Below are 20,434 nucleotides of genomic sequence, written 5' to 3'. Positions count from 1 at the left end.
GTATAAAAATACCGGAAGCGTGAACCAGGGGAGGCTGTCGTGATCGAGCTCAAGTCCGTCGAAGAGGTCGGCAAGATGGCGGTGGCCGGCCAGTTCGTCGGCGAGCTGCTGAGCGAACTGAAAGGCGTCGCCGCGGTCGGCGTCAACCTGATGGACATCGAGCACCACGCCCGCCGCCGGATCAAGGAGCGCGGCGCCGAGTCGTGCTACTGGGACTACGCCCCCTCGTTCGGCCGCGGCCCGTTCCGCAACGTGCTGTGCCTGTCGGTCAACGACGCCGTGCTGCACGGCCTGCCCCACGACTACGTGCTGGCCGACGGCGACCTGCTCAGCATCGACATGGCGGTCGGCATCGACGGCTGGAACGCGGACTCGGCACTCTCGTTCGTCGTCGGCACCCCCGATCCGACCGACCTCAAGCTGATCGAGGCGACCGAGGTCGCACTGGACGCCGCCATCAAGGCCGCGCAGCCCGGCGGCAAGATCGGTGACATCTCGGCGGCGATCGGTGAGGTCGCCCACTCGTACGGCTACGGCGTCAACGGCGAGTTCGGCGGCCACGGCATCGGCCGCACCATGCACGAGGCCCCGCACATCTCGAACAGCGGGCGCGCCCGCCGCGGCATGAAGCTCAACCCGGGCCTCACGATCGCCATCGAGCCGTGGCTGTGCAAGACCACCGACAAGATCCGGTACGACGAGGACGGCTGGACGATCCGGTCGGCCGACGGCTCCCGTACGGCCCACTCCGAGCACACGGTCGCCATCACCGTCAACGGCCCGCAGGTCCTGACCGCCCGCTCTTAGTAGAGGAAGGCGCTCACCGCCTCGGCGAACTCGTCCGGGTGCTCGAACGCCGTCCCATGCCCGCCCGGCAACCACGCGACGGTGGCGTCCGGCAGGGTGACGCCGAACCACCCGACGGCCTGCCGGAACGGCGGCGCGTCGTCCTGGCCGCAGGCGAGCAGCACCGGCATGGTCAGCGCGGCGGCCGTCGCGGTCGTGTCGGCCACGGCCAGCGCCTCGCACGCGCGCGCATACCGTTCGGGGTCGCCCGCCGACAGCAAAGAACGCAGGCGCGCCCGGACCGGAGGCGGCACGGCCGAGGGGAACCACAAAGCCTCGGTCGGCGCGAGGATCGGCGTGAGGCCTTCCCGGCGTACGAGGGAAGCCCGCTCCCGCCACATGGTGCGCATCGCCTCGGGATAGACGGCGACGGTGTCGGCCAGCACGAGCCGGCGCACCAGATCAGGGCGGCGGGCCGCGATCACCTGCGCCACCAGGCCGCCGAGCGAGACACCGGTGACATCAACCGGGGTCGACAGGCCGGCCAGCACGGCGTCGGCCATCTCCTCCACAGTGGATCCGTCGAGGTCGGGAGTCACCACGGCGGGCTGGAAGTACGGGCGTATCGGATCCCAGAAGTGGTGGTCGACGCCGAGCGGATGCAGCAGCACCAGCGGCGGCGTCACGCGGGCCTCAGCTTCGGCAGCCGCGGCGCCCCGTCCGGCGGCGGCGTGCGCGCGACGTTCATCGTCATCGCGAGCGTCGTGTAATAGCCCGCCGTCCCGACCACCTCGACCACCCGGGCCTCACCGAGCAGTTCCCGGGCTTTCCCGTACGTCGTATCGCCCACCTGCCGCGTCCGATGCAACTCGTCCAGCAGGTCCCACACGACGCCGATCTCCGCCCGCGACGATGCCTCCGGCCGCACGCCGTGGGCCACGTCATCGATGACATCGGGCGGCAGCCCCGCTTTCCGGGCCAGCGGCTCATGGAACCCGTACTCGAAATCGTTGTCCCACTGCCGCGCCACGACCAGGACGACCAGCTCGACCAGGTCGTCGTCGAGCACGCTGTCGAAGCGCAGGTACTCCCCCACGAGCTGCAGGCGGGTCATCAGTTCGGGGCTGCGCAGCAGCGGGACGAACGGCCCGAACAGCGCACCGCGCGGACCGGAGGCGATCCGCTCGGAGGCCACGCGCTGTTCGGGCGTCAGGGTGACCGGCAACGGCATCCGGTCGGTCACGTGAGCGCCGCGTTCACGTCCGGCATCACCTTCTGGGCCATGAGCTCCATCGAGCGCTGGGCCAGCCGCGGGTCGACCCAGTCGAGGCCGGCGTAGACGAGCTCGCCGAAGTCACCGATGTCATCGCGCAGGGCCAGGATCTGCTCGGTCACCGACTCCGGCGTGCCGGTGATGACCAGCTTGTCGAGCACGTAGTCGAGCGTGATCTCGTCGTCCGGCTGGTCGCGCCGGGTCTTGAACAGCTCGAGCCGGCCCAGCTTGCGCATTTTCTTGAGCATCTGCGCGTAGTAGAAGCGGTAGGGACTGTCCTCGTTGTCCCGCCCGTACGCCGCGGCCACCGCATCGTCGTCGGCGACGAACACCGTGCGCGCCACCCGCCAGTCGGCCGGGTCCGCCGTCTCGCCGGCCGCCTGCTTGCCCTCGACGTAGTTCGGCCAGTGCGTGGCCACCCACTGCGGCAGCAGGAAGTTGGCCGACAACGGGTGGAAGTCACGCCGGCCCATCGCGATCACGCCCTTGGAGAACGGCGCGACCACGGTACCGACGATCTCGGGCCGCGGCTGCTGCAACGGCTTGGGCAGGTAGCCGACGCCGAAGTCGGTGTCCATGGTGGACGCCGTGGTCACCTTGAACCGGTTGTCCGGCAGGTCGATCGCGTACGGCGGCTCGCCCTCCCAGATCGCGGTGATGACGTCGATGGCCTCGGCGAACATCTTGTTGCGGTCCTCGGCCAGGATGCCCAGCGCCTCGGCGTCCGAAGTCAGCGCGCCCGGGCTGATGCCGAGGATGAACCGGCCGCCGGAAAGGTGGTCGAACATCGCCGAGTTGGCCGCCACCAGCACGGGGTGCTGCTGCGACAGGTTCGTGGTGCCGGTGCCGAGCCGGATCTGCCGGGTGCCGGAGATGAGCGTGGCCAGGAACAGCAGGCTGTTGGTGATGTTCTCGTGCCGGTCGGTGAGGTGCTCGCCGATGAACGCGTCGTGGAAGCCGAGCGAGTCGGCCAGGATGACGGCCTCGCGGTCCTCGCGCAGGGTCTCGGCCCAGGTGCGGCCGAGCGGGTGCAGCGGCATCGAGAAGTAACCCAGTCTCACGGCTTGGCCTCGCTTCCTCTTTTCTGCAGTTTTGCCGTCCGCCCGTACGCGCGCACTGGCGTTGACGGTGATTCCGGGGCGGCCGGATGACGTTCGCCGTCAGTGCGCCGGCCCGGGTGCGCTGTATACCGTCCGGTCATTCGGTATACGCCCTTTCTCTGGAGGCCCTGTGGATCTCCCCACCGGTTTGCGTATCGGCGGGCGGGTGGTCGCCGGCCGCGGCCCCCGGCTCGACGTCATCAACCCCACGACCGGCGGCGTGCTGGCCGTGGCCGACAGCGCCGACGCCGACGACCTCGAACATGTCATCGGTGTCGCGCAGCGGACGTTCGACTCCGGGGTGTGGAGCCGGATGCCGATCCACGAGCGGTCCCGCATCCTGCACCGGTTCGCCGACGGCATCGCCGACCGGATGACCGAGCTCTACGAGCTGGAGACCGCGAACAACGGCCGGCCGCTGACCGAGACGAAAGCGCAGATCACCCGGCTGCCCGAGTGGTACCGCTACAACGCCTCGCTGCTGCTGGCCGATCGCGACGCGGTGGTGCCGATGCCCGGGCCCTACCACTCCTACACGACCCGCCTGCCACTCGGCGTGGTCGCGATCCTGGCCTCGTTCAACCACCCCATGATGATCGCGTCGAAGTCGCTCGGCCCCGCCCTCGCGACCGGCAACTCGGTGGTGCTCAAGCCGTCGGAGCAGACCCCGCTGACGGCGATGCTGCTGGCCGACATCGCCCACGAGGCCGGGATTCCGGACGGCGTGCTCAACGTGGTGAACGGCCTCGGCCCGGTCGTCGGCGCCGCCCTGACTCAGCATCCGCTGGTCAAGAAGGTCGTCTTCACCGGGGGCACCGAGCCCGGCCGGTCGATCGCGGTCGCCGCCGCGCAGCGCTTCGCCAAGACCACGCTCGAGCTGGGCGGCAAGTCCCCGGTGCTGATCTTCGACGACACCCCGATCGAGGTGGCCGCCCGGGGCGCGGCGTTCGGCGGGTTCATCGGGGCCGGGCAGACGTGCATCGCGGGCAGCCGGCTCATCGTGCAGCGAAGCATCCACGACGAGTTCCTTTCGTCTCTCGCCTCTCTGGCCGAGCAGATCCGCATCGGCGACCCGGCTCTCCCCGAGACCCAGCTCGGCCCGGTCATCTCGGCCAAGGCGCGGGACCGGATCCTGGCCACGATCGCCAACTCGGGAGCACGCGTTGTCACCGGTGGCACGGCGGCCGAGGTGCCCGGCTGCGAGGGCGGCTTCTTCGTGCAGCCGACCGTGCTGGCCGATGTCACCAATGACATGCCGGTCGCCCGCGAGGAGATCTTCGGCCCGGTGGTCGTGGTCATCCCGTTCGACGACGAGGACGAGGCCGTCGCGATCGCCAACGATTCCCCGTACGCGCTGGGATCGGCCGTCTGGACCCGGGACATCGCGCGCGGCCACCGGGTGGCGTCGCGGATCGAAGCCGGGATGGTGTGGGTCAACGACCACCACCGGCTCGACCCGTCGTCGCCGTGGGGCGGGCTCAAGGAGAGCGGGATCGGCCGTGAGGGCGGCTGGGAATCGTTCCACGACTTCACCCACGTACGGGCGGTGACCGTGCGGACGGCCCCCGACGACGTGGACTGGTACGGCGGAATCGCGACCGGGAGGTTGAACTGATGCATTTCGATCTGATGGACGGCGTCATCGCGGCCGAGCTCGACCGGCCGCCGCAGAACCTGTTCAGCATCGAGCTCTGCCACCGGTTGGCCGACCTGCTCGACGACCCGCCCGCCGGCGCCCATGTCCTGCGACTCCGTGCCACCGGTGACACGTTCTGCATGGGCCGCGACCGGGGTGGCGCCACGCCGGCTGAGATCAAGGGCGAGGCCGGCGCACTCGCCCGGCTCACCCGCTCGGCCCGCCGCACGCCGCTGGTCACGGTGGCCGAGGTACAGGGCGACGCGGCCGGCTTCGGCGTCGGGCTGATCGCTGCGTTCGACATCGCCGTGGCCGTACGGAATGCGTCGTTCCGTTTCCCCGAGGTCGGCATCGGCCTCGCGCCGGCCCTGGTGCTGGCCTGGCTCCCCCGGGTCGTCGGGCGGCGGGAGGCGTTCTGGCTGACCGCGACCGGCTCGCCGCTGGCCGCTGACCGCGCGTGTTCGCTCGGCCTGCTGAACGAGGTCGTCGCGGATCAGCCGGCCCTGACGAAGCGGGTCGACGAGATGGTGGCGGAACTCCGGTCGCACAGTCCGCGGGTGCACGCCGACATCAAGGACATGCTGCGGGCGTTCGGCGAGCTCGGCGACGACAGCGCGCTGGACGCGAGCGTCGACCGGCTCGTGGTCGGCTCGCTGCGCCGGGGCGAGGGCTAGCTCGTGAGTGCCGCACTGCGGGTCGCGGCCGGTCTGCGCGAGCGTGTCTCCAGCGGCCAGGTGCCGCCCGGGACCGCGCTGTCGCAGGCCGGCCTGGCCACCGAGTACGGCGTGAGCCGGATCCCCGTACGGGATGCTCTGCACCAACTGGCCGGCGAGGGCCTGGTCGAACTCCGCGGCACCACCGCGGTCGTCACTCCCCTGTCCGTCGACGACCTGCAGGAGCTGTACGAACTGCGCGAGGCGGTCGAGCCGGTCGCCACCCGCCTCGGCACGCCGCGGGTCGGCCGGGCCGGGATCACCCGGATGACCCGCCTGCTGGCCGAGATGGACGACCCCGGCCTGCCACCCGGCACCTGGGTCGAGACCAACGCCGCCTTCCACGCCGAGGTCTACGCCCTGGCCGGCCGCCCGCGCATGATCGCGCTGGTCGAGCAGTTGCGCCGCCTGACCGACCGCTACCTCTACCTGCACCTCGACGTGATCGGCCGGGCGGCCCACCTGCAGGACGAGCATCAGCAGATCCTTTCCGCCGTACGGGCTCAGGACGCCCCCGCCGCCGCCGAGCTGACCCGCGCGCACCTCGCGTCCTCACACGCCGTGGTGCTCGACTACCTGCTGACCGATTAGTTTCGAGCCCGTCCCCGGTCTGTTCTGTCGAAAGCCCACTTCGGCAGAGGAGCAACCATGACCACGACGTACACGTTCGACGTATTCAGCAGCCTCGACGGCTTCGGCGCGGCCGGCGGCGACTGGTCCGGATACTGGGGCAAGCAGGGCCCCGAACTGCTCGAACACCGCCTGGCCCTCTACGACCAGCCGCAACGCATGGTGCTCGGCGCCAACACCTACCGCATCTTCGCCCAGCTGCTCTCCTCGGGCGTCGACCAGGCCGTCTACGACCCGTGGGTCACCAAGATGGTCAACCTGCCCGCCACCGTCGTGTCCACCTCTCTGGACAAGGCGATCGACTGGCCCGACGCCACGGTCGTCGCCGGCGACGCCCTCGAGGTCGTGGCCCGCCTCAAGGAAGAGTCGGACGTGCCGCTGCGCTCCCACGGCAGCCTGTCGATGAACCGCGCCCTGATGGCGGCCGGCCTGGTCGACTTCGTGCAGGTCACTGTCTTCCCGGTCATCACCGGCCGCAACGGCCAGGACCCGATCTTCGCCGGCGCCGAGGACTTCGACCTCGACCTGGTAGACACCCGAACCCTGGACGGCCGTACCCAGGAGCTGACCTACCGCCCCACCCTGCACCCCTGACCCTGATCAGTGGCGGGCGCACCCGGCGGCCGCGACGTCCGGGCGGGTCGCTCAACGCGACGACCGCGACGTCCCGGCCGGTCGCTCAACACGGCGCCCGCGACGTCAGAGGCCGGGCGAGTCGCTCAGGGCGGCGGCCGCACAGGCCTCGTCTACGTCGGAAGTGTCGCCGCTTACGCCGATGGCACCGATGACATGGCCGTCGGGGTCGCGGATCAGCAAGCCGCCGGCGGCGGGGGCCAGGCGGCCGCCCGCTACGGTGGCGACCGCGCCGAAGAAGACCGGCTGAGCGTCGGCCCGGTCGCCGATCTCGCGGGAGGAGAAACCCATGCCCAGGGCGCCGTACGCCTTGGCCGTGGCGATCTCGACGCGCAGGATGCCGGAGCCGTCCTCGCGCTTGACCACCACCGCGTGGCCTCCGGCGTCCAGCACCACGACGGTCAGAGGTGCGGCGTTGACGGAGCGGGCCTGGCGCAGGGTGGAATCGGCGAGCGCGTCGGCGCGGGCCAATGTCAACGGTGTCATGGCTTGCCCTCCTCGAGCACCTCGAGCAGCGCGGCCGCGTCGGCGTCGGCCCAGCCCGTGGCGGCGGCCCGTTCGTAGAGCGGCACCGTCGCGTCGAGCACCGGGGTGGGGACGCCGACCGAGTCGGCCAGGTCGCGTACGAGGGAAACGTCCTTGATGAACATCGACACCTTAGCCGTGGCCGGGCGGTAGGCACGGTCCACCATGAGCGGGCCGCGCTTGTCGAAGATGACCGAACCGCCGGCGCCGTCGCGAACGGTGTCGTAGAGGAGCTGCGGGTCCAGGCCGGCGGCGACGCCCAGCGCGAAAGCCTCGGCGGTGGACGCGTTGTGGATCGAAACGAGCAGGTTGGCGACCAGTTTCATGCGCGTTCCGTCGCCGAACGGGCCCAGGTGGCGCACCGAGCGGGCGAAAGCGTTCAGGACCGGGCGCGCGGTCTCGAACGCCGCCGGGTCGCCGCTGCCGAGGATGACCAGATCCCGTACGCGGGCCTGGGCCCCCGTTCCACTGATGGGGCAGTCGAGCAGCTCGCCACCGGTGACAAGGGCGCGGCACTGCTGTTTCTCGGCCAGCGACAGGGTGGAGGTCTCGACCACGATCGGGACGCCGGACAGTTCGCGGCAGACCTGGCGGGCCGCCTCGGCGGTGGGCAGCGAGGTCACCACCACCGCGGATTCCCGGGCCAGGGTGGCCAGATCGGGCGCGGGACGGCCGCCGCGGGCCCGGAACTCGTCGAGTGCCACCGGTGACACGTCGCTGCCGGTCACGTCGAAACCGGCATCGAGCAGGTGGCCGGCGATCGCCGATCCCATGATGCCGAGACCGACCACGCCGACCGTCGTCCTTGTCGTCATCCGAGCACCGTATTTCGCGGCGGCGGGCGACCGGCTGTCGTTCGGCGTCAGTGGGGCCGGGCCGGACTGCTGCTCGGCGGGAGTCGTTACGGCGTACGGGAAAATTAGTGTTCTTCCCACCGATGGAAGGAGAACCGCCGTGCGCCTCGTCGACTTGTCGCAGGACATCTACCAGGGGATGCAGGTCTATCCCGGTCACCTCAAGACGGTGGTGTTCGACCACGCGTCGCACGAGGAGACGGCGCTGCGTTTCGTGGGCGGGTTCTCGTTCCAGACCAAGGGTTTCATGATGAACGACAACGGGCCGACCCACGTCGACTCGTTCTCGCACCTCGACCCGGACCCGTCGGCGCAGACCATCGACCAGATGTCGCTCGACCTGTTCTACGGGCCGGCCGTCTGTCTCGACGTGTCGCACGTCGAGGCGGCGCAGGACATCACGGCCGAGCACCTCGACGCGGCTCAGGTTGCTGACGGCGTGACCGTGCAGCCGGGTGACATCCTGCTGCTGCACACCGGGACCCACGGCCGGTACGCGGGGACCGCGCAGTATCTGACCGACTTCCCGGGGCTCGGCGAGACCGGCAGCGAGTGGATCGTTTCGCACGGCGTGAAGACGTTCGGCGTCGACAGCCCGACGCCGGACAACCCGGTCAGCAAGTCCTACCCGTGTCACATGATGTGCCGGCGGCACCACATCACCCACTACGAGAACCTGACGAACCTCGACCAGCTGATCGGCAAGCGGTTCACGTTCTCGGGGTTCCCGCTCAAGGTGATCGGTGCGCACGGTGGGCCGACCCGCGCGGTGGCGCTGCTGGACGAGCCGGCATGACCGATCCTGGCGCTTCTGGACATGCTGGAGAGGCCGGCTCGGGCGCATCGGGACATGCTGGCGTGGCCGGCTCGGGCGCTTCGGGACATGCCGGCGTGGCGGGCCCGGGCGCATCGGGACATGCCGGTGTGGCCGGCCCGGGCCTTTCTGGACATGTCGGCGTCGATCGTGTGGCCGGGCGGACCGCTGTTGTCACCGGTGCCGGCAACGGGCTGGGGCGGGCGATCACGCTCGCCCTGGCCGCCCGGGGCGCGAACGTGATCGCCGTGGGGCGGGATCTCGCCAAGCTGGAGGCGTTGCCGGGGCCGAACATCCGGGCGTTGGCGGCCGACGTCTCCGACCCGGCGAGCGTCGACGCCCTCGCGGCTCAAGTCACCGATGTCACGATCCTGGTGAACAACGCGGGCGTGCCCGGCCCGGTGGCCGCGCTGACCGACATCGAGCCGGACGAGTGGGACGACGTCTTCGCCGTGAACGTCCGCGGCACCTACCTGATGTGCCGCGCGTTCCTGCCCGCGATGGTGGCCCGTGGCACCGGTGACATCATCAACGTCGCCTCGGTCAGCGGCAAACGTCCCCTCATCCGCCGCACGCCGTACACCGCGAGCAAGATGGCGGTGATCGGCCTGACCCGCACCCTCGCGTACGAGGTGGGGCCGGCGGGCGTGTCGGTGAACTCGCTCTCCCCCGGCCCGGTCGACGGCCCGCGCATGACACGCAACTTCACGCTCGAGGCAGAGCGGACCGGCGTCACCTACGAGCAGGCCGAGGAGGCGTTCGTGTCGCGGGCGGCCCTGCACCGCATGCTGACCGAGTCCGAGGTGGCCGACGCGGTCATCGCGATGCTGCACATGCCGGGCCTGTGCGCCGCCGACATCGACCTCTCGGCCGGAATGGTGGCCCCCTGAAACCGGCCGACCGGGTGAGCCGGGCGATGCATTGATCGACGTACCCTCCTGGTCTTGATCGGACCCGGGAAGGACTACATGGCTCGACACGATCGCCCGGCCTGGTTCGGCTGGGTCGTGCTCTATTTGCGCGAGCCACGTCACCGGTGGCACGACCGGGTTGTGCCTCGTCTCCGCGAGCAGCGTCACCGGTGGCACAACCGGGTCGTGCTGTATCTGCGCGAGCCACGTCACCGGTGGCACGACAGTTCCGGGAGTGTGCGCCGCACGGCCCTCGTGGTGGGCGCCGCCGTGCTGGTCGGGCTGGTCACGGCGGTCTACATCGGGGTCCGGCTCGGCGACGACGGGCGGCCGCTGGACGATTTCACCCTGCCCGCGCCGGCTGTAGGTGAGAACCCGGCGATTCCGGTGTCGGTCGCGCCGGAGCCGTCCCCCACGCCCACGCCGTCGCCTACGTATGCGTCGCCTACTTATGCTTCGCCGCCGGCCACGACGCGCCCTCCCGCGACGTCGAAATCGCCCGCCCGGTCGAAGGCGCCGGTCGTCTTCGGGCAGAAGACCATCGAGGCGACCAGCGAACTCACCACCGGGCAGAGCTGGTCGACCAACCGTCTGCGGCTCACCGTTACCAGTGGCGGCAATCTGGTGCTGCAGGACCAGGGTCGGACGGTGTGGCAGACGGGGACAACGACCGGCGTCAAGCTGGTCATGCAGAACGACGGGCACTTGGTGCTCTACGACAGCAAGAACGCGGCCGTCTTCCGCAGCGAAACGGACGGCAATCCGGGGGCGGTGCTGATCCTCCGCGCGGACGGAAACATGGTCATCGCCAAGGACGGGCGAGTGCTCTTCCAGACCGGCACAGCCGACTGACCGCAGACGGCTTCACGGGGCGGGGCCGGCAAAGCACAACCAACGCAGCGGGGCCAAACCTGCGCGGACCACTCAGCACGCACGACCGAGCCAGCACGCACGGCCCAGCACGACCGACCCAGCACGCACGGCCCAGCACGACCGACCCAGCACGCACGGCCCAGCACGACCGACCCAGCACGCAGGGCCCAGCACGACCGACCCAGCACGCAGGGCCCAGCACGACCGACCCAGCAAGCACGGCTCAGCACGGCCGAGCCAGCGCCCGCGGCTCAGCCCGCACAGGTTGGCGCGGAAGACTCGACAAAGGCCGAGCCAGCGGGGCTTACTCGTGGGCCACCTTTTCGGCGATGAGACGGGTTGCCTCGTCGAAGAGAACCAGTCGCACCAGGTCGATGCTCGTGTCTGCGGCGTTGAGGGCGGCCAGCGCCTGCCGGACGGCGTCCTCCTTGGGCCAGCGGTAGACGCCGGACGAGATCAGCGGGTAGGCGATCGACCGCGCGCCCAGCTCGGCGGCGACCTCGAGCGACCTCGTGTAGCAGCTGCGCAACAGCGGGGAACGGTCGACTTCGGAGCTGAACACCGGGCCGACCGTGTGGATGACCCAGCGCGCGGGCAACCGGCCGGCCGTCGTGGCCACGGCCTCGCCGACCGGGAGGCCGCGCCCGTACCGGCTCGCCCGCAGTGCGCGGCACTCCTCCAGAATGGCCGGTCCGCCCTTGCGGTGGATCGCGCCGTCGACCCCGCCGCCGCCGAGCAGGGACGAGTTCGCCGCGTTGACGATCGCGTCGACCGTCTCGGTCGTGATGTCACCGGTGACCAGTTCGATGTGCACGAACTCACGGTACTGCGGGGACCGCCGAGCGCGGATCCAGGCCCGCGAAGGCGAGCGCGATGACGAAACCGGCGACCTCCTCGAGCTGGCGGGCCCGATCGAGCCGGCCGACCACGGCGGGGATGGCACCGGTGTCACGTACGAGGGAAGCGGTTGTCTCCAAAGCTTGCGGGTCGTCACCGCACATCGCGACTGTCACCGGTGACATGCCCGGCGTGGCCCATTGGGTGGCCGGGAACAGGTGGAAGGCCTTGACCACGTGGGCATCGGGGGCCAATTCGGCGACGTGCTGCGCGATCGAACGCCCGGGCTCGGTGAGCAGTACGCCGATGCCGTGCTCGACCGCGTTGGTGGGGTCGATCAGGGGCTGACCGGTGAACGGGCCGGCCGCGGCGAGGATGTCGGCGATGCCATCCCGGTGCACGGCGAGCAGCACGGCGTCCGTGTCACCGGTGACTTCGGGCAGTGGCCGCGCCCGTGCGCCAGAGGCCTTCGCGGCGAGCTCCGCCCGAGCGAGGGAGCGGCCGCCGATGCTGACGTCGTGTCCGGTCCGGACCCAGGCGGTGGCCAGGGCGGCGGCGAGGGTTCCGGTGCCGAGGATGCCGATACGCATGGGTCGGACGCTAGACAGTCCGGCGCGCACCGGGAGGTATGTATCGGCCGTGCCACGATGGCTTGATGGCTGGCGACTTCGTGGCGGACTGCCGGATGCGACAGGGCACGGACCTTTTCGCCCACGTGTGGGATCCGGTCGTCGTGGCCGCACTCGTCGCTGGGCCGCAACGCCGGCGCGCGCTGCGGGTGAGCATCGGCGGCATCAGCGACAAGGCGCTCACCGAGTCGCTGCACCGGCTCGTCGCCTGTGGTCTGCTCGAACGGAGGTCGTACGCCGAGGCGCCGCCCCGGGTCGACTACGCTTTGACGGCGCTGGGCCGCTCATTCGCCGACGGGCCGATGCGAGCGCTGGCCGACTGGGTCCTGCAGTACGGCGACGACCTGGTCGACGCCTGAGGCCCCGCCACAGCACCGCCCAGCCACGAAGCGGCCTTGGCCGTTGAAAACGCTGGGGCCGCTCGTCGATCGACGGACCGATGTGGGCGCCGGCGGCACGGCAACGACCTGGCTTGGCGCAGGTCAGGCTTCGACCACCCGCTGGGTCTCGGGGCCGTGCGCTGGTGAGGGCGACGACCTGTTCGAGCCGTAGGCCAGGCTTCGACCACCCGCCGGGTCTCGGGGCCGTCCGCTGGTGAGGGCGACGACCTGTTCGAGCCGTAGGCCAGGCTTCGACCACCCGCCGGGTCTCGGGGCCGTCCGCTGGTTGAGGGCGACGACCTGCCGTAGGTCAGGCTTCGACCGCGCGCAGGATCTCGGCGGCAGTGCGCTGGATGCGGTCGGGGGTGAGGTCGTACTGGAAAAGCAGGCTCTTGAGGAAGCCGATGACCAGCGCGGTGGCGGCGTCGGGATCGAGGTCGGCGCGGAACCGGCCCTGGTCGCGGCCGGCGACGAAGACCGGTCGCAGGTAGTCGGCCCAGGCCTCGTCGTTGGCGACCAGGATGGTGCGCAGCTCGGGGTCGCGGCCGCCGCGCGCGTACAGCTCGTTGAGCACCAGGAACTGCTCGCGCTCGGTGTCGAAGCGGCCCAGGATGTGCCCGAGGTGGTCGGTCAGGACCTGGCGCGGGTCGGCCGACGGATCGTACGGGACCCGGTCGAGGTTGCCGACGATCTGCTGCACCACGGCGGCGATCAGCGCCTCCTTGGTCGGGAAGTGGTAGTGCAGGGTGGCGATGTTGATGCCCACCTGCGCGGCCACGTCGCGTACGCGAAAACCCTCGAAGCCCAAAGTCGCGATCGCGTGCTGGGCGGCGGTGACGATCTGGGCCCGGCGCTGCTCGCCGTCGACCCCGCTGCGCCTGCCGGCCGGCATCGGGCCTCCTGAGAAGTGGTGGGCGTTCAGCCTAGGCGCCCCTCGACCGCGGCCCGGAAGCGGGCGTAGCGGGGCGCGCCGATGAACCGCCAGATCAGACCGGCCGGGCCGGGCATGTGCTTCCTGAGCCAGGCTTTCCCGCCGTCGGGCTGGGCGGCCAGGATGGCGCCGAGCATGTTCCACGCCTGGCCCTTGGGCGTCGCGGCGCGGCCGTGCTTCTCGAACCAGCCGATCTCGCTGTCGGTGACCGTGTGCTCGATGGCCGGGACGATGGACTCCTCCTCGTCGGGGAAGTGCCGTGCCAGCGCGGCGGCCACGCTTTCGGCCGCGGCCCGGACCGGGACGGAATCGATTACGGAGGCGCTCGCCCGCCACGTGGGCAGGGCACGATCCATGGCTTCCAGGTGTACGAGCATCTCGGCGTGCTGGGCCTTCATCCGTTCGACGTGCAGCACGCAGGCGGGCGCGCGCTGATCGATCATGTCCCAGAGCCGCGTGTCCTCACCCTCGTGATGGGCGTGCAGCGCCGTCGAGATCAGGTGGAGCTGGGTGGCGACCGCCGCGGCGTGGGCCCGGTCGCCATCGGCCACGCCGTCGACCAGGCCCGGCGCTTCCTCGAACGACTTCCGCAACATGCGGTGGATCTCGATCATCCCGCTGGCGTCGCAGGTCAGGGGGCCGTCGAAGTGCGGCAGCGCGGTCATGGCGAAGTCCTCCCCGCCGCAGACCTCCGCTACGGCTGCGGCCACTGTATCCATCAAGTGCTTGATTGACAAACAAGCCTGGCAGGTTCGTGTCGCCGGGATTCGGCCTTGACGGGTGGGACTTCGGCGCCCGGGCGGGACTTCGGCGCGCAGGTGGGACTTCGGCCCGCGGGCGGACTTCAGCGCGCAGGTGGGACTTCGGCCTGCGGGTGGGACTTCAGCGCACGGGTGGGCTTCAGCCCTGCCGGGCGGGACTTCGGCGCGGGTGGGCTTCAGCCCTGACGGGTGGGCCGGATGGTGAGGTCGCCGATCTCGACATCGTCGGGCTGGTCGATGGCGAAACCGATTGCGCGGGCCACCGCGGACGGATCGATGCCTAGGTCGGCCATATGCTGACGAGCCTGTTCCCGTACGGCCGGATCGTCGACGGCATTGTCGATCAGCTCGGTCCGCACGTAGCCCGGCGAAATCGATGTCGTCCGCAGGACGCCGTCGGTGCTCTCTTGGCGCAGCGCCTCCAGGAAGGTGCGGACGGCGTTCTTGGTCCCGGCGTAGACCGCCTGCGTGGGGACGATCTTCAGACCCGACGTCGACACGACGGTGACCAGGTGGCCGCTCCCCTGACGGCGGAAGATCGGCAGGGCGGCGGCGATCCCGTGCAGGATGCCGTTGACGTTCACGTCGACCATCGCCGACCAGCCCGCGACGTCGAGGTCGGCCATCGGGCCGATCCGGGTGATCCCGGCGTTGCCGACCAGCACGTCCAGCCGGCCGAAGCGGTCGACGGCCGTGGCGGTCAGCGCCTTGAGGTCGTCCGGGTCGGTGACGTCAACCGGGACCGCGGCCGCGGTTCCGCCGTCCTCCTCGATCTCGGCGACCACCCGATCAAGGCGGTCGGTCCGGCGGGCACCGAGCACGACGACCGCGCCGCGGGACGCGAGATGACGGGCCGTCGCCTCACCGATGCCGCTGCTGGCCCCGGTGACCGTGACAACCTTGCCCTGGATGGTCATGAGTGCCTCCCGGCTAGACTGGACACATGTCCGGTTATCCCATCCAGCCTAGCGGACACGTGTCCGCTTCCGCCCGTCGCAGCGGCCCCGGCGAGAAGGAGGCCCAGCTGGCCGCCCCGCCGCGCCGGGCTGACGCACAGCTCAATCGGGAGCGGATTCTGCGGGCGGCCCGAGAGCTGGTGCGAGAGCCGGGCGAGCTCAAACTCAACGCGGTCGCCAAGGCGTGCGGGATCGGGCAGGGGACGCTCTACCGGCATTTCCCGACGCGTGAGGACCTGCTGGCCGAGGTCTACCGCCACGAGGTGGACGAGCTGATCGCCGCCGCCCCCGAGCTGTTGGCACGGCACGAACCGCTCGACGCCCTGGCCGCCTGGTTCGATCGCGTGGCCGCCTACGCCCGGATCAAGCGTGACGTGTTCGCCGCCGTCGAGGCGGGGACGTCGCGGGATCTTGCCGCGCACAGCCTCGGCCCGATCGGCGACGCGGTCGAGTCGCTGCTGATCGCGGGGCGGGCAGCCGGCACCGTCCGCCCCGACGCCGAGGCTCGCGACGTCATCGTGCTGATCAGCTGGCTGTCCCGCTTGGACGACACCGAACTCGACGCCCGCGGCCCGCGCCTGCTCTCCATCCTGGTCGACGGCCTCCGGGCCACACGCGACTGACCACCGGTCACGGGACGAACGCGGCCAGCTGCTCGTCGAACCACGGGTAGAGCTCCTCGGCCTCGGTCCCGAGCCGCGACTTGACGAAGCGCGTCGAATCGTCGGCCAGCACCTCGAGCTTGCCCGCCGCGACGGCGTCGTAGGCCTGGGTCACCACGCTGGCGGGGCTGACCTTCGGGACGTCCCAGCGCGCCCCCATCGGCGTGTCGATCATGCCGACCAGCAGGCCGATCACGTGCGTTCCCTGGCCGCGCAACTGCACCCGCATCGCGTTGGTGGCCGACCAGGTGGCTGCCTTGGACGCCCCGTACGCGGTCGGCACGCTGATCCACGCCGCTGCCGACAGGATGTTGAGCAGGGTGCCGCCGCCGTTGGCCGCGAGCACCGGGGCGAACGCGCGCGCGACCCGGAGCGTACCGAAGAAATTGGTCTCGAAGATCTTCCGCACCTCGTCCTCGGGTCCGAGGATCCAGTCGCCGGCCGGCGCGATGGCCGCGTTGTTGATCAGCAGGTCGACGTCCGGCGCGGCCTCGGCGGCCCGGGTCACGCTCGCGGCATCGGTGAGGTCGAGCGCGAGGTGCTGTACGCGAGGGTCAGACCATTCTTTTCCCGTACGGGCGGCAGCGTAGACCTTCGACGCCCCGCGCTCGATCGCCTGGCGTACGAACTCCTCGCCGAGCCCGCCGTTGGCACCGGTGACCAGGACTGTCCGACCGTTCATCTAAACTCCTCAGGCAAGTGGGGAACATCCCCGCTTCACTATGCGGGGACAGTCCCCACTTCGTCCATGAGAAGTCGCGAGGAGTGTTGATGGCCACTGCCGGGAAGAAACTGCGCGCCGACGCGCAACGCAACCGCGACGCGATCCTGGCCGCCGCCCGCGCGACGTTCGAGGCCGAGGGCGTCCTCACCTCGCTCGACGGCATCGCCCTGCGGGCCGGGGTGGGCAACGCGACGCTCTACCGCAACTTCCCCACCCGCGACGACCTGCTCGCCGCCGTCATGCAGAGCAGCATCACCGAGGCGCTGGCCGAGTCGGAGTCGCTCGCACGCACGCTGTCACCTCGCGAGGCGCTGGCCGAGTGGTTGGTCCACCTGACCTGGCAGCTACGCATCTGGCACGACCTGCCCTACTGCCTGGCTTCCGCCCTGACCGAAGACGAGTCACCGATGCGCCCGACCAACGATCCCCTGGTCGACCGCACGGCCGCGCTGCTGACCGAAGCCGGCGCCGAAAGCGTCACCGCCGACGAGGCCTACCAGCTGGTGCTGGCTCTTTCGTGGGCGGTAGACCGCTTCGGCGACGACGAGGCCACCGCCCGCCGCCGAGTCCTGCTGGCCACAGCCGCGATCCGAAGTTGACCTCAAGCCCGCTCGGGCTCCCCGACTTCAGGTCGCCTTGGTGAGCTTGACACTCGTCGGGGCGTGAACCCCTGGCACGAACGGCCGGCGCCTCGCCATATGCTCGGCGACCCCGGTCGCGGGGGCTGTGCGGGCGATCGAGCAGACGAGTCGTCGCCGACTCCGATCCGGCCGCGCGGACCGGAACCCCGGGTCGGGAACGACGCCGTTCGGCCGGGACCGTCCGCTGAGTACGCCCCGAACGGCGGGGCGACAGGCGGACTGTTCGGGTGTCGTGCCGGTTGCCGCCGCCCGATAGTCTGCGACTCTACGTGGTGTTGCGGTTCCATCTGGTGATCATTTTGGAGGGTGGCGGCCCAGTGGTAGACGTGATCGTGGCAGCGTTGGCGGCCGGAGCGAGTGCCGGCGTGTCGGGTACCGCAACCGAGGCGATCAAAGATGGTTACACGTTGTTGAAGGCGTTGATCCGTCGCCGGTTCGCCGGCCGGGATCAGGCGCGGGCGGCTCTGGAGGCCGAAGAGACCGAGCCCGGGGTGTGGCAGGCCAGCATCGGCGAGGCCCTGGAGGATTCGGGCGCGGCCATCGACGAGCACATCCTGGAGGCGGCACGGGAGTTGCTCGCTCTGGTGGAACCGGGACGGGCGGCGACGTTCAACATCAGCGGGACGGTGCACGGGGCGGCGGGTCAGTTCAACGCGCCCGTGTCGTTCGACCAGCGCACGCAACTCCCCCCAGCCCCGCCGGTAGCCGGGTAGGGGCAGCGGCTACCGGCGCGTACTTGCCCGGTGTGGACACCGGCCCGGTACACGGGGCGGCGGGGATCTTCCACGGCCCGGTCACAATCGGTGGACGGGCTGCGGTGTCGTGGCCCCATCGGGTGGGGGCAGTGCCCCGGCTGGCGGTCGACCGGCAGCGACGCCCAGCCGACGATGTGCTCGCCGCTGCGCTCGCCGAGGGTGGGACAGCAGTGGTGTGTCAAGTGGTAGCCGGAATGGGCGGGGTCGGGAAGACCCAGCTGGCCGCGAACCTCGCCGAGCACCTGTGGCAGGCCCGAGCGGTGGACTTGCTGCTGTGGGTGACCGCCACCAGCCGCGACAGTGTGATCAACACCTATGCGCAAGCCGACGCCGACCTGACCGGGACCGACGACCCGGACCCGCAGCGGGCCGCCGTGCGGTTGCTGGGATGGCTGGCGTCCACCGGGAAGCGGTGGCTGGTGATCCTCGACGACGTCGCCGATCCGCAGGCCCTGGCCGGTCTGTGGCCGCCGGACACCCGGTACGGGCGAACGGTGGTCACGACCCGCCGCCGGGACGCCGCGTTGCTCGACGGCCGGCACCTCGTTGACGTCGGCACGTTCACCCCCGGCCAGGCGGCCGACTATCTGCACGGGCGGCTCGACCCGGACCGGCTCGCCGAGGCCGACCTGCTGGCCGCCGACCTCGGGTTCCTGCCCCTCGCCCTCGCCCAGGCCGCCATCTACATCCGGGATCAGGACATGACCTGCGCCGGCTACCGTGACCGGCTGCAGCGACGGCGGCTGGACCGGATGCAGCCGCAGGTGCTCCCGGACGGTCAGCAGCGGGCCGTCACCGACACATGGGGCCTGTCCATCGAGCTGGCCGACACTCTCACCGACCGGCTGGCCGGGGTCGTGTTGCAGCTGGCCGCGATCCTGGACCCCAACGGCATCCCCAGCAGCCTGTTCACCAGCCAGGCGGCAGCCGGCTACTACCGGCAGCGCCTCGACCGGGCCGTGGACGGCGACGACACGCGCGACGCGATCCGGATGCTGCATCGGCTCGGCCTGGCCGACACCGTCACCGACCCGGACCTCGACGGTGAGCTGCTGCGGGTACACGCCCTGGTCCAGCGCGTCGTCCGGGAAAGCACCCCCGACCCCCGGCAGGCCGCCCTCGCACACGCCGCCGCCGACGCGCTGATCCAGCTGTGGCCGGACATCGAACGGGACACTGCTACTGACCGGCTCGGGCAGCTGTTACGGGTGAACACCACCGCCCTGGCGGCCGTGGCCGGCGGGCACCTGTGGCACACCCTCGACGGTGTCGGCGACGCCCATGCGGTGTTCTTCCAGGCCGGTCGCAGCCTCGGGGAGATCGGGCTGGTCGCCGCCGCGCACGGCCACTTTCAGCAGCTACACGCCGACGTTGAACAGGCGCTCGGCCCGGACCACCGAGACACCATGAACGTCCGCAGCGATCTCGCCCGGTGGCGGGGTGAGGCGGGCGATCCGGGCGGGGCAGCCACCGCGTTCAAGCAACTGTTTGCCGACAATCTACGAGTGCTCGGCCCGGACCACCCGGACACCCTGACCGCCCGCAGCAATCTCGCCCGATGGCGAGGTTTGGCAGGCGATGCGGGTGGAGCCGCCACCGCGTACGAGCAACTGCTTGCCGACTATTTACGAGTGCTCGGCCCGGACCACCGACACACCATGACCATCCGCGCAAACGTCGCCCACTGGCGGGGTGAGACAGGCGATCCGGGCGGGGCCGCCACCGCATTCGAGCAGCAGCTCGCCGACGACTTGCGGGCGCTCGGCCCGGACCACCCGGACACCCTGAACTCCCGCAGCAATCTCGCTGGGTGGACCGGCAAAGCAGGCGACCCGAGCGAGGCTGCCACCAAGTTCGAGCAACTGCTCACCGACCAGATGAGGGTGCTCGGCCCGGACCACCCGGACACTCTGAGGACCCGCGCCAACATCGCCTACTGGCAAGGGCAGGCGGGCGACCCTCGCGGGGCCACCACCAAGTTCGAGCAACTGCTCACCGACCAGATGCGGGCACTCGGCCCGGACCACCCGGACACTCTGAGGACCCGCGCCAACATCGCCTACTGGCAAGGGCAGGCGGGCGACCCTCGCGGAGCCACCACCAAGCTCGAGCAACTGCTCACCGACCAGATGCGGGCACTCGGCCCAGACCACCCGGACACCCTGACCACCCGCGCCAACATCGCCCACTGGCGAGGGCAGGCGGGTGACCCTCGCGAGGCCACCACCACGTTCGAGCAACTGCTCACCGACTACATACGAGTGCTCGGCCCGGACCACCCATACACCCTGACCACCCGCGCCAACATCGCCTACTGGCGAGGCAGACCGGCGACCCCTGCGGAGCAGCCACCGCAGAAAGGCAGTCCTTAGGCGAAACCAGACCACGCTCGCCGGGCGGCGCCGTTGCC

General features: G+C 70.6%; 24 protein-coding genes. 13 read left to right on the top strand and 11 right to left on the bottom strand.

What is annotated here, in order from left to right:
* Positions 1-39: 39 nt before the first annotated feature.
* On the top strand, positions 40-807 hold the full coding sequence (gene map / locus KOI35_RS11240; RefSeq protein WP_215786282.1) for a type I methionyl aminopeptidase: 768 nt from the start codon (positions 40-42) through the stop codon (positions 805-807).
* Here the strand turns inward: map and KOI35_RS11235 are convergent.
* From KOI35_RS11235 to KOI35_RS11225, 3 genes are read right to left on the bottom strand one after another with little or no spacing between them, the layout of a single operon-like run.
* A complete protein-coding gene (locus tag KOI35_RS11235) occupies positions 804-1,472 on the bottom strand; it encodes an alpha/beta fold hydrolase (RefSeq protein ID WP_215786280.1) in 669 nt (222 codons plus the stop codon). The two genes, map and KOI35_RS11235, sit on opposite strands and share 4 nt — an antisense overlap.
* Positions 1,469-2,029 (bottom strand): carboxymuconolactone decarboxylase family protein, encoded by a 561-nt coding sequence (locus KOI35_RS11230; protein ID WP_215786278.1) that lies wholly within the window; start codon positions 2,027-2,029, stop codon positions 1,469-1,471. The genes KOI35_RS11235 and KOI35_RS11230 overlap by 4 nt, the downstream gene beginning before the upstream one ends.
* Positions 2,026-3,120 (bottom strand): LLM class flavin-dependent oxidoreductase, encoded by a 1,095-nt coding sequence (locus tag KOI35_RS11225; RefSeq protein ID WP_215786276.1) that lies wholly within the window; start codon positions 3,118-3,120, stop codon positions 2,026-2,028. Before KOI35_RS11225 ends, KOI35_RS11230 begins: the two co-directional genes overlap by 4 nt.
* A gap of 169 nt (positions 3,121-3,289) precedes the next feature.
* On the opposite strand from KOI35_RS11225, the gene KOI35_RS11220 reads away from it, so the two are divergent.
* Genes KOI35_RS11220 through KOI35_RS11205 form a run of 4 tightly spaced genes read left to right on the top strand, consistent with a single transcriptional unit; the run spans position 3,290 to position 6,732 of the window.
* Entirely contained in the window at positions 3,290-4,774 is a 1,485-nt protein-coding gene (locus tag KOI35_RS11220; protein ID WP_215786275.1) for an aldehyde dehydrogenase, read from the top strand.
* Positions 4,774-5,469, top strand: coding sequence for an enoyl-CoA hydratase/isomerase family protein (locus KOI35_RS11215; RefSeq protein ID WP_215786273.1), 696 nt, complete (start codon positions 4,774-4,776; stop codon positions 5,467-5,469). The genes KOI35_RS11220 and KOI35_RS11215 overlap by 1 nt, the downstream gene beginning before the upstream one ends.
* 3 nt (positions 5,470-5,472) lie before the next feature.
* A complete protein-coding gene (locus KOI35_RS11210) occupies positions 5,473-6,099 on the top strand; it encodes a GntR family transcriptional regulator (protein WP_215786272.1) in 627 nt (208 codons plus the stop codon).
* 57 nt (positions 6,100-6,156) lie between these two features.
* Complete coding sequence (locus tag KOI35_RS11205) at positions 6,157-6,732, top strand: dihydrofolate reductase family protein (protein WP_215786270.1); 576 nt, start codon at positions 6,157-6,159, stop codon at positions 6,730-6,732.
* A gap of 105 nt (positions 6,733-6,837) precedes the next feature.
* On the opposite strand, the gene KOI35_RS11200 is transcribed toward KOI35_RS11205, so the two are convergent.
* Together KOI35_RS11200 and KOI35_RS11195 are read right to left on the bottom strand one after the other, a co-directional pair.
* The gene (locus KOI35_RS11200; RefSeq protein ID WP_215786268.1) at positions 6,838-7,257 is read right to left on the bottom strand and encodes a GlcG/HbpS family heme-binding protein; all 420 of its coding nucleotides are present in this window, start codon (positions 7,255-7,257) and stop codon (positions 6,838-6,840) included.
* A complete protein-coding gene (locus KOI35_RS11195) occupies positions 7,254-8,111 on the bottom strand; it encodes an NAD(P)-dependent oxidoreductase (protein ID WP_215786266.1) in 858 nt (285 codons plus the stop codon). Before KOI35_RS11195 ends, KOI35_RS11200 begins: the two co-directional genes overlap by 4 nt.
* A 139-nt stretch (positions 8,112-8,250) precedes the next feature.
* On the opposite strand from KOI35_RS11195, the gene KOI35_RS11190 reads away from it, so the two are divergent.
* From KOI35_RS11190 to KOI35_RS11180, 3 genes are all read left to right on the top strand, one after another.
* Complete coding sequence (locus tag KOI35_RS11190; protein ID WP_215786264.1) at positions 8,251-8,946, top strand: cyclase family protein; 696 nt, start codon at positions 8,251-8,253, stop codon at positions 8,944-8,946.
* Between the two features lie 170 nt (positions 8,947-9,116).
* Positions 9,117-9,854: an SDR family NAD(P)-dependent oxidoreductase gene (locus tag KOI35_RS11185; RefSeq protein ID WP_215786262.1), complete on the top strand. Its 738-nt coding sequence runs from the start codon at positions 9,117-9,119 to the stop codon at positions 9,852-9,854.
* Between the two features lie 78 nt (positions 9,855-9,932).
* Positions 9,933-10,727 carry a hypothetical protein gene (locus KOI35_RS11180; protein WP_215786260.1) on the top strand — a complete coding sequence of 265 codons (795 nt, stop codon included), beginning with the start codon at positions 9,933-9,935 and terminating at the stop codon, positions 10,725-10,727.
* A gap of 325 nt (positions 10,728-11,052) precedes the next feature.
* Here the strand turns inward: KOI35_RS11180 and KOI35_RS11175 are convergent, their stop codons facing one another.
* The gene (locus tag KOI35_RS11175) at positions 11,053-11,562 is read right to left on the bottom strand and encodes an O-acetyl-ADP-ribose deacetylase (RefSeq protein WP_215786259.1); all 510 of its coding nucleotides are present in this window, start codon (positions 11,560-11,562) and stop codon (positions 11,053-11,055) included.
* Positions 11,563-11,566: 4 nt separating this feature from the next.
* Entirely contained in the window at positions 11,567-12,175 is a 609-nt protein-coding gene (locus tag KOI35_RS11170; protein ID WP_215786257.1) for an NADPH-dependent F420 reductase, read from the bottom strand.
* 65 nt (positions 12,176-12,240) lie between these two features.
* Between KOI35_RS11170 and KOI35_RS11165 the strand changes: the two genes are divergently transcribed.
* Positions 12,241-12,573, top strand: a complete 333-nt coding sequence (locus KOI35_RS11165; RefSeq protein ID WP_215786255.1) for a winged helix-turn-helix transcriptional regulator — start codon at positions 12,241-12,243, stop codon at positions 12,571-12,573.
* A gap of 331 nt (positions 12,574-12,904) precedes the next feature.
* Here the strand turns inward: KOI35_RS11165 and KOI35_RS11160 are convergent, their stop codons facing one another.
* The 3 genes from KOI35_RS11160 to KOI35_RS11150 form a co-directional block, all read right to left on the bottom strand.
* Entirely contained in the window at positions 12,905-13,486 is a 582-nt protein-coding gene (locus KOI35_RS11160) for a TetR/AcrR family transcriptional regulator (RefSeq protein WP_215786253.1), read from the bottom strand.
* A gap of 26 nt (positions 13,487-13,512) precedes the next feature.
* Positions 13,513-14,190, bottom strand: coding sequence for a hemerythrin domain-containing protein (locus tag KOI35_RS11155; RefSeq protein ID WP_215786251.1), 678 nt, complete (start codon positions 14,188-14,190; stop codon positions 13,513-13,515).
* A gap of 272 nt (positions 14,191-14,462) precedes the next feature.
* The gene (locus tag KOI35_RS11150) at positions 14,463-15,203 is read right to left on the bottom strand and encodes an SDR family oxidoreductase (protein ID WP_215786249.1); all 741 of its coding nucleotides are present in this window, start codon (positions 15,201-15,203) and stop codon (positions 14,463-14,465) included.
* A gap of 26 nt (positions 15,204-15,229) precedes the next feature.
* On the opposite strand from KOI35_RS11150, the gene KOI35_RS11145 reads away from it, so the two are divergent.
* Positions 15,230-15,865, top strand: a complete 636-nt coding sequence (locus tag KOI35_RS11145) for a TetR/AcrR family transcriptional regulator (RefSeq protein ID WP_215786247.1) — start codon at positions 15,230-15,232, stop codon at positions 15,863-15,865.
* A 7-nt stretch (positions 15,866-15,872) separates the two neighbouring features.
* On the opposite strand, the gene KOI35_RS11140 is transcribed toward KOI35_RS11145, so the two are convergent.
* A complete protein-coding gene (locus tag KOI35_RS11140; RefSeq protein ID WP_215786245.1) occupies positions 15,873-16,586 on the bottom strand; it encodes an SDR family oxidoreductase in 714 nt (237 codons plus the stop codon).
* 89 nt (positions 16,587-16,675) lie between these two features.
* Here KOI35_RS11140 and KOI35_RS11135 point away from each other — a divergent pair, with 89 nt between their 5' ends.
* The 3 genes from KOI35_RS11135 to KOI35_RS11125 all read left to right on the top strand — a co-directional run bounded on the left by KOI35_RS11135 (position 16,676) and on the right by KOI35_RS11125 (position 20,396).
* Positions 16,676-17,227, top strand: a complete 552-nt coding sequence (locus KOI35_RS11135) for a TetR/AcrR family transcriptional regulator (RefSeq protein ID WP_215786243.1) — start codon at positions 16,676-16,678, stop codon at positions 17,225-17,227.
* A gap of 311 nt (positions 17,228-17,538) precedes the next feature.
* Positions 17,539-17,982: a Het-E N-terminal domain-containing protein gene (locus KOI35_RS11130; RefSeq protein ID WP_215786241.1), complete on the top strand. Its 444-nt coding sequence runs from the start codon at positions 17,539-17,541 to the stop codon at positions 17,980-17,982.
* Between the two features lie 224 nt (positions 17,983-18,206).
* On the top strand, positions 18,207-20,396 hold the full coding sequence (locus KOI35_RS11125) for a tetratricopeptide repeat protein (protein ID WP_215786239.1): 2,190 nt from the start codon (positions 18,207-18,209) through the stop codon (positions 20,394-20,396).
* The last annotated feature ends 38 nt before the right edge of the window (positions 20,397-20,434 follow it).

It is taken from the genome of Paractinoplanes bogorensis (assembly GCF_018829635.1).
GTDB lineage: Bacteria > Actinomycetota > Actinomycetes > Mycobacteriales > Micromonosporaceae > Actinoplanes > Actinoplanes bogorensis.
The sequence above is the reverse complement of the archived record's forward strand: the minus strand, read 5'-3'. Positions and strand labels throughout refer to the sequence as shown.